We start from the raw sequence: 15,019 nt of genomic DNA, 5'->3' as shown, positions 1-15,019 counted from the left end.
AGGGTTGCATTTTTTTGATTTTTTTTTTAATCGTTTATGGTCACAATTCCTTTTTCGCCTTGTATGGAAATCTTTCCTTTCCGCTCCTTGCCATAAGTGGCATTGATTTTTCGGAGCCTACGGCCCTTGTCCAACATTTCTGAACTGACGTTCTCAAATGATTTGGGCAGTCGGACCACACCTTGTTCCAATGTTGCCGTGAAGTCGTGGGGGAAATGATTGACGGTTAGTGTGATATCCGCCGATTCTTGTTGTATGGATATATCAGCAGATGGATTTATAATGTTGTACACTTGAAAATCGGCAATTTTCATGGTAAGGTCTACATCACCTGCCAATCGTTCCACTTTGAACGTGGTGAAATTCAAGTTTCCAAATAGGGACGCTACTTCGTTTATGGAGATATTGTCCTTGTTGGAATATATCTCCAACGAATTAACTAAATGGACATGTATTTCCGAGCCATCGCTTTTCAATCGCAGATTTTTTGAGTTTTCCATGTTCAATTCCCCGATTTTCAAGTCAAGATCTGCATAGTTTAAATCCTTGGCGCGGACTTTTCCATATTTCAAAACGATATCCGCCTTGTTCAGATTCTCCCCAATCCAAAGGTCGCCATGCTCGATCAAGGTGTTTAGGCTGCCTGTCCAGTTTTCAATGATCACATCCCCAAAACGATTGGTGACCTTAAGTCCAGCTTTTTTGGGAAGATGGATCTCATAATCTATTTGTACGTGGCTACGGTCAAAGTCAATGGGATTGGCACGATTCAACAGATCGGCAAGCCACCCCGTATTTTTATTGCTGATTTCAGAAACAATGGAAATATAGCTGTTGCTCGCTTTGATTTTTGGGCTGATACGTCCCAACAAGTCTTCTGCATTTTCTTTTTTACGATGGTTCACGGTAACCTCAATATTCACTTGGACTTTGTTCTGATCCCATCCCTTAAGCGTTACAGTACCATATTTGTTCTCTATTTGAAACGCCCCCGAGTTGGTGAACGGAAAGCTTTCCTCTATGGTTTTATGAACCTTTTCCTGTGCTACGGCACAATCCACTGATACCAGCAACAAGGCTATCCATAGGACCATTCTATAACGTGTATGCGTGATCATCTTCATCTTGTTTTTTAGATTCGTTTAACTGGTGCAACAAATTCTCAATGAGTTCAATGCGTTTTTTGTAATTGCTCACTATGGCTTCCAGTACTAGCTCATTGTCAAGGTTTTTTTGCATCTCTTTCTTAAGAACTTCGTATTCTGCATCGAGTTCATCCATGAAGGATAGGAATTCGGCCTTGTTTTCTTCGGAAAGAGCCTGATTGTTCTTTACCAATTCCACTTGGTAGGAGACCAGGTCTTTGTAATACATGTCTATTTCCATCAGTTCTTTGGAGGCGTATTGTGTTTTTTCAGCATTGTTGCTCAATACTGAAAGTCCAAAAAACAAAGCGAGACCCAGCAATAATAGTACGGAGGCCGCCACACGAAATAGTGGCCTTTTCCAGAGCGGGATTACCTTGGGCTTTTCTTGGCCCAGTTCCTCTGAAATCTTCGCCCACATTTTGTCCTTGTCCGCCCTACGTTCGTTGAACTGGGCTGCATGGTCCCTAATATGTTTTTCAAAATTGTCCATTACATTGCATTGATGATTTCCAATAATTTTTTCTTTGCCCTGTGGTATTGTGATTTTGAAGTACTGGTGGAAATACCCAAGATTTCTGCAATCTCCACATGGTCATATCCCTCAATAAGGTACAGATTGATGATTTCCCTATAACCGTCCGGTAACCGTGAAATCCCTTTTTTCACCTTGTCCAAATCTGTCGCCTCAGCTTCAACAGGCTCTTCATCCGTCAGATGAAACTCATGTGCATCCATCGGCACTACAGGGATACGCTTGGCCTTTAAATAGTTAATACATTTATTGATGACAATTCGCTTCAGCCATGCTCCAAAACTGCTCTCGTACTTGAAGCTGTCCAAGTTTTTAAAGGCATCCACAAAACTATCCTGTACAATATCCTCTGCATCTTCCGCATTGCCCAAAAATCGGAATCCCACATTGTACATGGCATCCACATAGCGGGAATACAGCTCGTATTGTGAGTTGCTATGGCCGGCTTTGCATTGCTCCACTATGGCCTTGTGCGTAAAACGGATTTCGGTCTCCAAAGGTTTTAGGTTGATGCCTTATCTGTAGCTAAAGACAACCGCAAAAGTAAAGGGTTGCACTATGAAGAAAAAAAACTTATAAAAAATGTATCTATTATAAATATGGACGTAAAGTTTCCGTAAAAAAGCCAATGCATGCAACCCTTCATTTTTTGACCTGTCTATGATGGTGAAAATTTCAAGTACAAACATCAAAACATCACAAAAATGAACAGTAAATCACAGTTGGACCCGGTAATCAAATGTAACGTTTGGTTGCTGTGGTTTTTCTTTTTGGGCTGTATCCTGGCCATAGGCCAGACCAGCCACACCATCAGCGGTACCATTACCGACAAAAGCAATGGGGAAACTCTTTTCGGAGCCTCTGTATTCTTGAATGGTACCACCGTTGGCGGTGTTACCAATGAATATGGATTTTATTCCGTTACAGCTCCGGAAGGGGAATATGTGTTGAGCATTTCCTATATGGGGTATAATGAGGTAAATATTGAGGTTAATTTGGATCGTGACATCGTGCAAGATGTGGAAATATCCGAATTCTCGACAGAATTGGATGAAGTGGTCGTTATGGCAGATGAACCAGAACGGGCCATATTGCGCAAACCCGAAATGAGCGTGGTAAAGATGAACATGGGCACCGTGAAACAAATGCCCGTGGTTTTGGGGGAGTTGGACGTATTGAAATCCCTTCAAATGCTGCCCGGGGTCACCAATAATGGAGAAGGAACGGGAGGATTCCATGTAAGGGGCGGCGCACAGGACCAAAATCTTGTACTGCTGGATGAAGCCATTATTTACAATACTTCGCACATGTTCGGATTCTTCTCTGTATTCAATGCGGATGCCATCAAAGATGTAAAACTCTACAAAGGGGGTATTCCAGCAAGCTTTGGGGGAAGGGTTTCCTCGGTGTTGGACATTCGACAAAAGGATGGGAACAGTAAAAACTTTGAACTGAACGGGGGCATTGGCGTCCTATCAAGCAGGCTGACGGCCGAAGGACCCGTTTTTGGGGATAAGGGCTCCTTTTTGATTGCCGGTCGGCGTTCCTATGTGGATCTGTTGCTCAAGGCCGCAGGAGAAAATAACAGTGTCAGCTTTTACGACCTGAACCTAAAGACTAATTACAGCATCAATCGTAACAATAAACTTTTCTTAAGTGGTTATTTTGGACGGGATGCCTTTAAACTGGGCAATAGTTTTGACAGTAGTTATGGCAATGCCACGGGCAACCTACGTTGGAACCATATTTTTAGTGATCGCTTGTTTTCCAATCTTTCGGCAATTTTAAGTCGATATGACTACGACCTGGAGTTTGCACAGGATGAATTTGATTGGGTGTCCTCCATCACCAACTACAATCTTAAATATGACTTTAAGTATTATTTGAGCAATGACTTCAAATTGGATTTTGGCATCAACGGTATTTATTATGATTTCAATCCAGGGGAAGTGAACCCCACTGCCGAGACATCACCCGTCAATCCATTAAAGTTAGACCAGAAAAAAGCGCTGGAAAGCGGATTTTATTTGAGCGCAGAGCAAAAACTGGGCCCTAAACTTACCGCACAATATGGCTTGCGATACAGTGCTTTCTCTAGATTTGGTGGGCAACCCATCAACACCTACGCAAACAATCAGCCCGTAGTGTACAATCCGGAACTGGGCATTTATGAAAGGGGAACGGTAACGGGCGAAACCAATTTTGAAAAAAGGGATGTCATTGAATCCTTCGGGAATTTTGAACCCCGGGTTTCCTTGGCATACCTGTTAAACGAGGATTCATCCTTAAAAGCAGGTTTTTCACGCACCGCCCAGTACATTCATCTACTGTCCAATACATCCTCTGTCACCCCTTTGGATGTCTGGACGCCCAGTGGCCCCTTTATCAAACCACAATTGGCCAACCAGTATGCGCTGGGATACTTTCGCAATTTTAAGGACAAGACCTATTCGCTGGAAGTGGAGACCTACTATAAAACTGTGGATAACAGAATCGATTATATAGATGGTTCCGAGCTAGTTGGTCAAAACACCATTGAAACTGAAATTTTGAATGGCAAAATGCGAGCCTACGGGTTGGAACTGTTGCTTCGGAAGAACGAGGGCGACTTTACGGGTTGGATTGCATACACCCTCTCAAAATCAGAGCAACAAACCTTGGGAGGAACAGCCGGAGGACCCGGTATCAACAATGGAGATTGGTACAGTGCCTCTTTTGATAGGACGCATGACATATCCATATCGGGAGCCTACCAATTGGACGACCAATGGAGTTTTGGAACCAATCTGGTTTTTCAAACAGGGAGACCGGTGACCTATCCCAATGGGCAATATGTGTACGAGGATTTGTCCATAGCAAGCTACGCCCCAAGAAATTCAGACCGTTTGCCAAGCTACCATCGGATGGATGTTTCTGTCAATTACAAACCAAGAAAATATCAAAATAAACGTTTCAAGGGCGAATGGGTGTTCAGCATCTATAATCTCTACAACAGAAAAAATGCCGCTTCGATTTCCTTCGGTCAAAATATGGAGACCGGGGCCAACGAAGCTACGCGAACAGCGATTTTTGGCATTGTGCCCTCATTGACCTACAACTTTAAATTTTAAATCATGAAAACATTGAAGAAAATTATATTGGTGGTTATTGTGATCATATTTGCCTCATGTTCGGACGTGGTGGATGTGGAGGTCCAAGAAGGCCCAAAACGATTGGTGGTGGAAGCATCTCTGGACTGGGAAAAGGGCTCCGAAGGAAATGTACAGACCATCCGATTGAGAGAATCCACCCCATTTTTTAGCACAAATACCAACATGGAAGTAACAGGTGCCTCAGTTGTTGTAACCAATGAAGGCAGCGGGGCAAGCTATAATTTTGAGGACCAGGGCAACGGCGAATACCTGACCACAAATTTTGAGCCCGTTTTGGAACAGAAATACATGCTTAGAATCGAATATAATGGTGAGATATATACTGCAACGGAGACTATGACCGCCGTGACGGACATCACCAGTGTTTTTCAGGGGCGTAAAGAAGGGTTTGATGATGAACTACTGGAAGTACACGTGGTGTTTACCGACCCGGAGGTAGAAGGGAACAATTATCTTTTCAAATTTCAGCGGGAAGGTGATCTGTTACCTGATTTGGAAACAGCCAAAGATGAATTTTTAAATGGCAACGAGATTGATTGGTGGTATGAAATCGACGAGGACGATGATACTGAAATAGAGCCTTTTAAACCTGGTGATGTAGTGGACATAGAAATGTATGGGATCTCCAAGGCCTATTACGATTACATCAAGATACTCATTTCCCAACTGGGTGGTGTAGGTCTTTTTGAGTCCACGCCAGTGGACGTGAAAGGCAACTGTGTCAATACCACAAATCCTGAAAACTATGCCTTTGGGTACTTCAGGTTAACACAGGTGGTCAAAACCAGCTACACCTTTGTGGAAGACTAGTTTTAGATTGGTTGGATTTTAGGCGTCGGGCTTCTTGGTTCGGCGCTTTTTTTGGTTCATCGCGTTAAGTTTTTTCTAAACGTTTAGTCGTTACAGCGAAATACCGTAAATTTATGTAATGGCTATGAACACAAGAAAAGGGTTTCGTTTTACCAATTACGAAGCCCCGGACCAAACTCCGTTCGAAAAACTCTTTGAGATTTTTCAGGAACTGATTACACACACTTCGGGCGATGTGGAGGAGGCGCTGGATTGGCTCCGTGAATTGGATAAGGAATACGAGCTTACCGACGACGATTACACTATCGATGATTTTATAGAAGACCTTAAGGCCAAGGGATACATCCGTGAGGAATTTGATATGGATGATCCACAGGGCGGCGAAGGCGAAGAAGGGGATGAAACGGGCAAAGGCGGAAGCCTTTCCGTCACCGCCAAGTTGGAGCGAATGCTGCGCCAACGGGCCTTGGACCAAATCTTTGGAAAAATCAAACGAAGTGGCTCCGGAAACCACAAAACAGGAAAATCAGGTAAAGGTGATGAGCATACCGGTGAGTTCCGTGAATACCGCTTTGGGGATTCCTTGGAGCACATCAGTATGACTGAAAGCCTCAAGAACGCCCAAGTAAACCGTGGATTGGACAACTTCACTTTGAGTGAAGAGGATTTGGTGGTCGAAGATACCCAGCACAAAGCCCAGATGAGCACGGTGCTGATGATTGACATCAGCCATAGTATGATTTTGTACGGCGAGGATAGAATCACACCGGCAAAAAAAGTGGCAATGGCCCTTGCTGAACTTATTACGACCCGTTACCCAAAGGATACGCTGGATATTTTGGTGTTCGGAAACGATGCTTGGCCCATTCCCATCAAAGATTTACCCTATTTAAGAGTAGGTCCATACCACACCAATACAGTGGCCGGATTGCAACTTGCGATGGATATGCTCCGTAGAAAACGGAACACGAACAAACAGATTTTTATGATTACCGATGGAAAACCATCTTGTTTGCGACTTCCGAACGGAGATTATTACAAGAACAGCGTAGGTTTGGACGAATATATCGTTGAAAAATGCTACGCCATGGCCCAACAGGCCCGGAAACTTCATATCCCCATAACCACTTTTATGATTGCAGAGGACCCCTACCTGATGCAGTTTGTGCGTGAATTTACCAAAGCAAACAAGGGAAAAGCCTTTTATACAGGACTAAAAGGTTTGGGTGAAATGATTTTTGAAGATTACGAACAAAACAGAAAAAGAAGAATTAAAGGATAACACAACATATGAATTTGGATCATACCAACATTACAACGCTAGGTGAATTAAAATCAGCGGGATATACAAACAGAAGCATTAAGGACGAACTTCGGGAGAACCTTTTGGAGAAAATATCCAAAGGCGAACAAGTTTTCGAAGGCGTTTGGGGTTATGAAAACTCGGTAATTCCAGAACTGGAAAGAGCCATTCTTTCCCGTCACAATATTAATTTATTGGGCTTGCGCGGGCAGGCAAAGACCCGTTTGGCCCGTTTAATGGTGCAACTGCTTGATGAATGGATGCCCATTGTGGAGGGCTCTGAAATCCACGATGACCCTTTGGAACCTATTTCAAGATATGCCACGGAATTGATCAAGGAAAAAGGGGATGATACCCCTGTAAGTTGGATACACCGGAACGAGCGTTTCTATGAAAAATTGGCCACACCCGATGTTACCGTAGCGGATTTGATTGGAGATGTGGACCCCATAAAAGCGGCCAACCTCAAACTGTCCTACGCGGATGATCGTGTCATTCATTTTGGAATGATACCGAGGGCCAACCGTTGTATTTTTGTGATCAACGAACTTCCCGACCTTCAAGCAAGGATTCAAGTGGCGTTGTTTAATATACTGCAAGAAGGTGATATACAAATTCGGGGTTTTAAACTTCGTTTGCATTTGGATATTCAATTTGTGTTTACTGCCAACCCTGAAGATTACACCAATAGGGGAAGCATTGTTACTCCTTTGAAAGATAGGATAGGTTCCCAGATTTTGACGCACTATCCAGAGAGTATTGAGATTGCGAAGAAAATAACAAAGCAGGAAGCGAAGCTGGACAAACGTCAGTCCGATTTTGTGTATGTACCCGAAATTGCAATGGATTTATTGGAACAAATCAGTTTTGAGGCCAGAAACAGCGAATATGTGGATGCCAAAAGTGGTGTAAGTGCACGTATGAGCATCACGGCATTCGAAAACCTTTTGAGTACCGCCGAACGTAGGGCCATTGTTGCCGGTGACAAGAAAACCAATGTTCGCTTGAGTGATTTTATGGGGGTTGTCCCTTCCATCACGGGTAAAATTGAGTTGGTGTACGAAGGAGAACAGGAGGGAGCTGGTTCCGTAGCCGAGAATTTGATTGAAGATGCCGCAAAATCATTATTTCCGAGTTATTTCCCGAAAATTGATAAGCTTCAGCGCAAGGAAGAGGAAACCGAATATGATGAATTGATCAGTTGGTTCTTTGACGGAGAGGGCTTCGACCTTTTGGACGATGAAAAAGAGGACGAATATAAATCCAAGCTGGACTCCATCGGTCCACTGAACCATCTTTTAAAGGAATATCAACCGGACACCCCAAAAGAGGATTCATATTTCTTGAAAGAGCTGTTGCTATGGGGATTGGTAGCCCATAAAAAGCTGAGCAAACATCGATTTCAGCAAGGGTACCAGTTCAAAGACCTGTATGGCAACTATATCCGAGGACTATAAACTATTGCCAAATATTTAGGTTGTCGTTGTAGTTTTCAAAGTTGTAGACACCGATGTAGCGCTTTCTCAACCAAAAGGTGTAGAGCGTTAGAATTGGCAAAACACTATAAAGGACCACAGAAAGGGTTGCCATAGGTTTAAAAGTGACAGGAATCACGTGTTCGCCATAGGTTTCCATTGAATTCAACACCGTGATAGAGTCATAAATTTTAAAGATATACACGATCATAATGGCGTAAAGAACATACTCAATGTTTCGCATTTTGGGATCTGGCAGTTCATCTTCAGTAATTTTGAACCAAACTACATATAAGTATAAAAAATGCACAGAGCTCAAGATGGGAAATATATAGTTATCTGGTTTTAAAAAGTAAAACTGATTCGTATAAACTCCGTAAAAGCTTAATACAATCAAAGTCAACAGCACCGCTATACTGGCAAGTATGTTTCGTTTCCAGGTAATTATCTTTGACAACGTATTCATATCTATCTCGGATTTGCGACTTAATTTGATATAAAGAACGGGCGTTTTACCCTGCTATTTCAAAGAAATCGACAAGCTGCAAACATTGTTGGATAATACGAAAAATCCGACGTGAAAACCCAAAAAATAGATGCTAAAAAGTATTTCTCTACTTAATCAAAAAGATTAGAAGACAAATAGCGGTCACCACGATCGCATACAATGGATACGATAGTACCGCTTTCCAAAGTTTCGGCCAAACGCAGGGCTACAGCCGCCGCTCCGCCACTGCTCATACCAGAAAAAATACCTTCTTCTTTGGCCAATCGCTTCGCCATTTCGGTAGCATCGTGTTCGCTAACCTCCATTACGGCATCCACTTTGTCCGGATTAAAGATTTTGGGCAGATATTCTTTTGGCCATTTTCGTATGCCCGGAATCTTGGAATCGTCGGTAGGCTGTACGCCCACAATTTGAACATTGGGATTTTGCTCCTTTAAATAAGTGGAAGTTCCCATTATGGTGCCCGTAGTGCCCATACTGGACACAAAATGGGTGATTTCCCCATCTGTATCTCTCCAAATCTCAGGGCCTGTGGTTTTGTAGTGTGCCTTCCAGTTGTCATCATTCGAAAACTGGTTCAACATTTGGAAACCTTCTTCCCTGACTTTGGCTTCGGCATAGTCCCTGGCCCCCTCGATTCCAACATCGGCAGGGGTCAAAGTAACTTTTGCTCCATAGGCCCGCATGGTTTGGACACGTTCCTTGGTAGAATTTTCGGGCATCACCAATTCAATATCAAGGCCAAAAAGACCTGCTATCATGGCCAAGCCAATACCTGTGTTACCGCTCGTGGCCTCGATTAATTTGGTTTTCTTGGTAAAATCGCCGCGCTCTAACCCACTTTTTATCATATTGTATGCTGGGCGGTCCTTAACGCTACCGCCAGGGTTATTTCCTTCCAGCTTAAACAGGATTTTTACATTTGGATTGGTATTCAATACGTTGGATTCCACCATTGGGGTGTTTCCGATAAGATCTAGTATGCTGTTAGACATTTGGGGTTGTCTTTATTTTAATTTCTGGTTTATGATAAACGGTGGAGTTGGGAGGCACAGACGAAGTTATCCAAGCGTTCCCGCCAATTACGGAATTGGCACCTACAACGGTATCGCCTCCTAAAATAGTGGCATTGGCGTAAATGGTCACATTGTTTTCTATGGTGGGATGCCGCTTTGTTTTCTGCAAGTTCTTGGCCACATACAGGGCACCTAAGGTCACCCCTTGATAAATTTTCACGTTGTCATGGATTACAGCAGTTTCGCCGATAACTACACCGGTGGCATGATCTATAAAAAAAGACTTGCCAATTTTTGCCCCTGGGTTAATATCCACACCGGTCTGTCTATGCGCATATTCGGTCATCATTCTAGGAATCAATGGAACACCTTCTTCATAAAGCTCGTGCGCCAATCTATAAATGGCTATGGCATAAAAGCCGGGGTAGGCCATATAAATTTCCTGCATGGAAAGGGATGCCGGATCACAATTCAATATGGCCTCTGCGTCTAAATTTAGATTCTCCAGAATCTGTGGCAGATGGGCCACATAATTGCCCCAAAGTTCTTCATTGGGCTTCTCCAAATCCCAACAAGCCATATCCATTAGCTGATTGAATTTATTCTCCAACAGCTCCAAGTTTACGGCAACTGGGGTGTTGGCATCAAATAGGGTATAAAAAAGAGTATCGGTAAAGTCCTCCGTTTCCTGCTTCAATCTAAAGTCAAGATAGGGCAGTTTTTTGTGCCTGTTGAGTTCGGCTATGATTTTTTCCTTGTCCATGCTGCGCTATATTGTCTTAAAATTATAGAAATCCTTACCATGCGAAGATATAAAAGGCTAACTTTAGTTTAAAAATAACATATTATCGATATATGGCGTCCAATGTAACGATATCCAAAGGAGTTTTTGATTTTCTGAAGGAGCTAAAAAACAACAACAACCGGGATTGGTTTGAAGCAAATAAAACTGATTTCAAAAAACATCAGTCCGAGGTAAAGTCATTTCTAGAAGCTGTAAAGACAAACTTAAACCACCACGATGATATTGAAAAAATGAAGCTGTTCCGGATTTACAGAGATATACGGTTTTCTAAGGACAAAACACCCTACAAAAGTCATTTTGCAGGGTCTTTTTCCCGACTGGGGGCACATTTACGGGGCGGTTATTATATTCACTTAAAACCAGGAGAGTCCTTATTGGCTACGGGATTCTGGGACCCGAACAAGGAAGACCTGTTTCGTATTCGAAAAGAACTGGAAATGGATGCAGACGACTTCCGTAAAGTCATCAACCAAAAAGAATTGAAAGAAACTTGGGGTGAATTGCGTGGTGATGAATTAAAAACGGCACCCAAAGGTTTTGACAAGGAACACCCAGATATTGACTTGATTCGAAAAAAACAGTTTGTATTTGTTCGGAATCTTACAGATGAAGAAGTGCTGTCCCCTTCTTTTTTGGGTGAAGTGGACAAATCCTTTAAGTCCATTCGTCCTTATTTTGATTTGATGAGCGATATCCTCACCACCAACCTGAACGGGGAATCAATTTTGGAATAGTGCTTCTTCTTCCTCTAAAAGTTGAATTTGGTCTTTGAGGCGTTCCACTACCATATTCATCATGCGCTTGTTGAGAGCCGAAGAGTTGGTAATATAGTCGCGGTACTCTTCTACAGTGAATTGACCGATAATCATTCCTTTTAAAGAGTTTCTGAATTTGATGTCCTTTTGGATGGCCCTTTCTATATACTCCATCTTTTTCTCCAGAGAAAGTTCGTAAAAAGCTCCCTTGTGCTTGTTTGCATAGTTTTTGAAAGCCTCTACCAACAAATCATTTTGGAGTTTGATTACAGGACGTAAGGTTTTGTTTTGAAAATGCTCATCAAAACCCATTTGGCTGTTAAAATGTGATGATTGAATGGTGGGACGAATGTCCAATCTACGGTCGGATTGTGAGTCCATGGTTGTGATTTTTACTAAAATTACAGAATGATGCATTGCACATTTTTAATTATGGTAATAGTTGTCAACTAGGTTATGAACAACTTGAAGCCTCAAAAACAAAGGGGTATTAGAATAATTTGGAAATCCAGTAAAAGATTAAACATAGGAGGCAAACTGAAAATTCAAAGAGAACCCAATATCTAAACAGTTTAGGCAATTTAGAAGGTATGTGAAAATGTATCATGACTAAATATACCGAAAAAACAGAGAAAATGTATTAAATCGTTGTACGAACCAAAAGCCTTATTTTTATATCAAATTGAATTCAAAATGAAATTCGGAAAAGTAGACCGCCCAGAACATATAGATTTCACCATACCACCCGACCATCCGGATACTGCGGTAGTCCTGAAAAAGAACAAAACGGGTGCTAACACCGAGGTGTACGTGGGTTGTGCCAAGTGGAACCGGCAAGATCTGAAGAATTTTTATCCGAGGGGTACCAAAGACGAATTGGAATACTACTCATCTCAATTTAACTGTATTGAGCTCAATGCCACCTTTTATCGGATTTTCCCTGCAGAACAGTACGAAAAGTGGCGTGACAAAACCCCTGAAGGCTTTAAGTTTTTTCCAAAAATGACCAACGAAGTAAGCCATCTTCGTCGCATGAACGACAAAGTTTATGAAATCGCCGATAGATATTTGGAGGTAACTTCTTTGCTCGGGGAAAAACTGGGCACCATCTTTTTACAAATGCACAATAACTTTGGACCAAAAAACTGGGATAGGGTAGTGCGCTTTGTGGAATATTGGCCGAAGGAATTCCCCTTGGCCATGGAGTTTCGGCACACCGATTGGTTCAATGATGACAAGGTGGCGCAGGAGCTTTATCACTTACTTGAAGAGAACAATATTGCCAACGTTTTGGTAGACACCGCTGGCAGGAGGGACCTTATGCACATGCGATTGACCACGAATGAAGCCTTTATTAGATATGTTGGAGCGAACCATAAATCGGATTATCCCCGTTTAGATGATTGGATAGAGCGTTTAAATTCATGGAAATCCATGGGGTTGGAGCATATTCACTTTTTTGTGCATCAAAACCTTGAACTTGAGTCTCCTTTGTTATCCGCTTATTTTATTGAGCAACTAAATGCCAAAATGAATTGTAATTTGCATATACCCAAGACTACTTTACCTGCCCAAAAAGGTTTATTCGATTAAAATGGCACAAATTGATCAAGTTTAAAATCTGGGGCATTTAAAATTGTTTACTCAATATTTGCTCTCCATGAAATATTTCAAATTCGTAATTCGCATAAATTAAAGGTTTTATCAAGAAAATCTTCAAAGGATTCCGCTAACTTTGTACTTGAATTATAAAAGTTTCAATTATGCGATTTCATTCACGAAAATGGGTAAAGCCAGAAGATTTGAATGCCAATGGAACTCTTTTTGGCGGCAAGGTCCTAGCTTGGATAGACGAGGAGGCTGCATTGTACAGCATTATACAGCTTGAAAACAAAAAAATCGTAACCAAATATATGTCCGAAATCAATTTTATGAGCACGGCCCACGAAGGGGACATCATAGAAATTGGTATTGAAGTAATAAAATTCGGGGTCACCTCAATTTCGCTCAACTGTGAAGTTAGAAACAAGATGACCCACGAAAGTATTGTTACCGTAGACAACATTATTATGGTGAATCTAGATGAGAACGGTAATCCCAAGGCTCACGGTAAAACGAAAATAGAATACGTTAAGGACCGACTTGCCAAAAAAGAAAAAGAAGAGCAAAAAGCCACTTCTTAGTTCATTGTTTTGGCGACCGCTTGAACTTCATCCAATACCCTTAATAGATTTTCGCCCCATAATTTGGCAATTTCTTCTTCGGTATAGCCTCTTTTTACGAGTTCCAAGGTTACGTTGAAGGTTTCGGATGCATCCGACCATCCTTCAATACCGCCTCCGCCATCAAAATCGGAGCTAATGCCCACATGGTCGATACCTATCAATTTCACCATATAGTCGATATGGTCCACAAAATCCGATACGTTCACCGCAGGTGGCACGTTGGGGTCGGTTTCGGCCAATTCTTCGCCGATATTTCTGATTTTTCCGTAATTGGCAAAGAACTCTTCGCGCTGTTCATCGGTCAACGAACCAAATTGGGAGCGCTCGTACCAAGCAAGACCCAAGGAATCTGCCACTTTTTTGTACACCTCCGACATGTAGGCGGAACGTGCTTCATGCTTCTCGGTATTCAAGTAAGAACTAAAAGCTACGGTTTGTACAACACCTCCGTTTTCCTTCATCAACATTAATTGCTCATCGTCAAGATTACGGCTATGGCCACAAAGTGCTCTTGCCGATGAGTGCGATGCGATTATCGGAGCTTTGGTAAGCTCGATCATTTGTTTCATCGCTTCTTTTGATGGGTGGGAAACATCGATCATCATTCCAACACGGTTCATTTCTGCAACCGCTTCTTTGCCAAGGTCGCTCAATCCGTTATGAAGCCAAACACTGTCTTGCTCCCCTGTATTGGAATCGCTCAATTGGCTATGGCCATTGTGTGCCAAGGACATATATCGGGCACCACGCTTTTGGTATTCTTCAATTTTAGAAAGGTCTTCGCCAATTGGGTAGGCATTTTCAACACCGATCATGGCCACTTTTTTGCCTGCGGCCACAATTCTTCTAACATCTTCAGAGGTCAGGGCCAACTCAATCTCGTCAGGAGCTATTTCCTCACAAAGTTTGTGGATAGCCTCGAATTTTGAGATTGCATTTTCAGATGCTTTGGCATAACCCTCCGTTGTTAAGGTATCTTGACCTGTGTACACTACTAACCATGCTACATCGAGACCTCCCTCTTTCATTTTGGGTATGTTTACTTGGGTATCCAAATTCTGAGTGTAGTTGATACTGTCCGTAAAATTTTGAACGTTGATATCATCGTGCGTATCAATCGTAATTACGGAATCGTGGATTCTCTGTGCTTTTTCTACCAAGGTTTCTTCTTTGGTTTCGGTTTTTTTCTCCCCGCAAGATATGAGCAGGGTAATACTAAGGAATAAATAAAAATATTTCATGGTTGGTTTTTTACACATACAAATAACGCAATTTGACAACAATATCCGA

General features: G+C 42.2%; 15 protein-coding genes. 7 read left to right on the top strand and 8 right to left on the bottom strand.

Annotated features, from left to right (window positions below; translation table 11 throughout):
• Nucleotides 1-26 precede the first annotated feature (26 nt).
• The 3 genes from K1F36_RS00995 to K1F36_RS00985 are packed head-to-tail and all read right to left on the bottom strand — an operon-like array spanning nucleotide 27 to nucleotide 2,177.
• Entirely contained in the window at nucleotides 27-1,118 is a 1,092-nt protein-coding gene (locus K1F36_RS00995) for a hypothetical protein (RefSeq protein WP_220112133.1), read from the bottom strand.
• Nucleotides 1,096-1,638: a hypothetical protein gene (locus tag K1F36_RS00990; protein ID WP_220112132.1), complete on the bottom strand. Its 543-nt coding sequence runs from the start codon at nucleotides 1,636-1,638 to the stop codon at nucleotides 1,096-1,098. The genes K1F36_RS00995 and K1F36_RS00990 overlap by 23 nt, the downstream gene beginning before the upstream one ends.
• Entirely contained in the window at nucleotides 1,638-2,177 is a 540-nt protein-coding gene (locus tag K1F36_RS00985) for an RNA polymerase sigma factor (protein WP_258538888.1), read from the bottom strand. The genes K1F36_RS00990 and K1F36_RS00985 overlap by 1 nt, the downstream gene beginning before the upstream one ends.
• Nucleotides 2,178-2,384: 207 nt before the next feature.
• Here K1F36_RS00985 and K1F36_RS00980 point away from each other — a divergent pair, with 207 nt between their 5' ends.
• The 4 genes from K1F36_RS00980 (at nucleotide 2,385) to K1F36_RS00965 (ending at nucleotide 8,402) form a co-directional block, all read left to right on the top strand.
• Nucleotides 2,385-4,790, top strand: coding sequence for a TonB-dependent receptor (locus tag K1F36_RS00980; protein ID WP_220112131.1), 2,406 nt, complete (start codon nucleotides 2,385-2,387; stop codon nucleotides 4,788-4,790).
• Nucleotides 4,791-4,793: 3 nt separating this feature from the next.
• Nucleotides 4,794-5,642 (top strand): DUF4249 family protein, encoded by an 849-nt coding sequence (locus K1F36_RS00975; RefSeq protein WP_220112130.1) that lies wholly within the window; start codon nucleotides 4,794-4,796, stop codon nucleotides 5,640-5,642.
• Between the two features lie 118 nt (nucleotides 5,643-5,760).
• Nucleotides 5,761-6,924, top strand: a complete 1,164-nt coding sequence (locus K1F36_RS00970) for a vWA domain-containing protein (RefSeq protein WP_220112129.1) — start codon at nucleotides 5,761-5,763, stop codon at nucleotides 6,922-6,924.
• A gap of 8 nt (nucleotides 6,925-6,932) precedes the next feature.
• Nucleotides 6,933-8,402: a magnesium chelatase gene (locus tag K1F36_RS00965; RefSeq protein ID WP_220112128.1), complete on the top strand. Its 1,470-nt coding sequence runs from the start codon at nucleotides 6,933-6,935 to the stop codon at nucleotides 8,400-8,402.
• A 1-nt stretch (nucleotide 8,403) separates the two neighbouring features.
• Here K1F36_RS00965 and K1F36_RS00960 read toward each other — a convergent pair whose 3' ends face one another.
• From K1F36_RS00960 to epsC, 3 genes are all read right to left on the bottom strand, one after another.
• Complete coding sequence (locus K1F36_RS00960) at nucleotides 8,404-8,886, bottom strand: hypothetical protein (protein WP_220112127.1); 483 nt, start codon at nucleotides 8,884-8,886, stop codon at nucleotides 8,404-8,406.
• 152 nt (nucleotides 8,887-9,038) lie between these two features.
• The gene (cysM, locus tag K1F36_RS00955; RefSeq protein WP_220112126.1) at nucleotides 9,039-9,923 is read right to left on the bottom strand and encodes a cysteine synthase CysM; all 885 of its coding nucleotides are present in this window, start codon (nucleotides 9,921-9,923) and stop codon (nucleotides 9,039-9,041) included.
• Complete coding sequence (gene epsC, locus K1F36_RS00950; RefSeq protein WP_207031618.1) at nucleotides 9,916-10,707, bottom strand: serine O-acetyltransferase EpsC; 792 nt, start codon at nucleotides 10,705-10,707, stop codon at nucleotides 9,916-9,918. The genes cysM and epsC overlap by 8 nt, the downstream gene beginning before the upstream one ends.
• Before the next feature lie 92 nt (nucleotides 10,708-10,799).
• Between epsC and K1F36_RS00945 the strand changes: the two genes are divergently transcribed.
• On the top strand, nucleotides 10,800-11,483 hold the full coding sequence (locus K1F36_RS00945; RefSeq protein WP_220112125.1) for a DUF2461 domain-containing protein: 684 nt from the start codon (nucleotides 10,800-10,802) through the stop codon (nucleotides 11,481-11,483).
• Here the strand turns inward: K1F36_RS00945 and K1F36_RS00940 are convergent.
• Complete coding sequence (locus tag K1F36_RS00940) at nucleotides 11,469-11,885, bottom strand: glyoxalase (RefSeq protein WP_220112124.1); 417 nt, start codon at nucleotides 11,883-11,885, stop codon at nucleotides 11,469-11,471. The genes K1F36_RS00945 and K1F36_RS00940 overlap by 15 nt on opposite strands.
• Before the next feature lie 312 nt (nucleotides 11,886-12,197).
• On the opposite strand from K1F36_RS00940, the gene K1F36_RS00935 reads away from it, so the two are divergent.
• Both K1F36_RS00935 and K1F36_RS00930 read left to right on the top strand, forming a co-directional pair.
• Complete coding sequence (locus tag K1F36_RS00935) at nucleotides 12,198-13,097, top strand: DUF72 domain-containing protein (protein ID WP_220112123.1); 900 nt, start codon at nucleotides 12,198-12,200, stop codon at nucleotides 13,095-13,097.
• A 170-nt stretch (nucleotides 13,098-13,267) separates the two neighbouring features.
• Nucleotides 13,268-13,687, top strand: coding sequence for an acyl-CoA thioesterase (locus K1F36_RS00930; RefSeq protein ID WP_176619984.1), 420 nt, complete (start codon nucleotides 13,268-13,270; stop codon nucleotides 13,685-13,687).
• On the opposite strand, the gene K1F36_RS00925 is transcribed toward K1F36_RS00930, so the two are convergent.
• On the bottom strand, nucleotides 13,684-14,970 hold the full coding sequence (locus tag K1F36_RS00925) for a dipeptidase (RefSeq protein WP_220112122.1): 1,287 nt from the start codon (nucleotides 14,968-14,970) through the stop codon (nucleotides 13,684-13,686). The two genes, K1F36_RS00930 and K1F36_RS00925, sit on opposite strands and share 4 nt — an antisense overlap.
• Between the last annotated feature and the right edge of the window lie 49 nt (nucleotides 14,971-15,019).

The sequence above is a fragment of the Flagellimonas abyssi genome (assembly GCF_019457905.1).
GTDB classification, from domain to species: domain Bacteria; phylum Bacteroidota; class Bacteroidia; order Flavobacteriales; family Flavobacteriaceae; genus Flagellimonas; species Flagellimonas abyssi.
The sequence above is the reverse complement of the archived record's forward strand: the minus strand, read 5'-3'. Positions and strand labels throughout refer to the sequence as shown.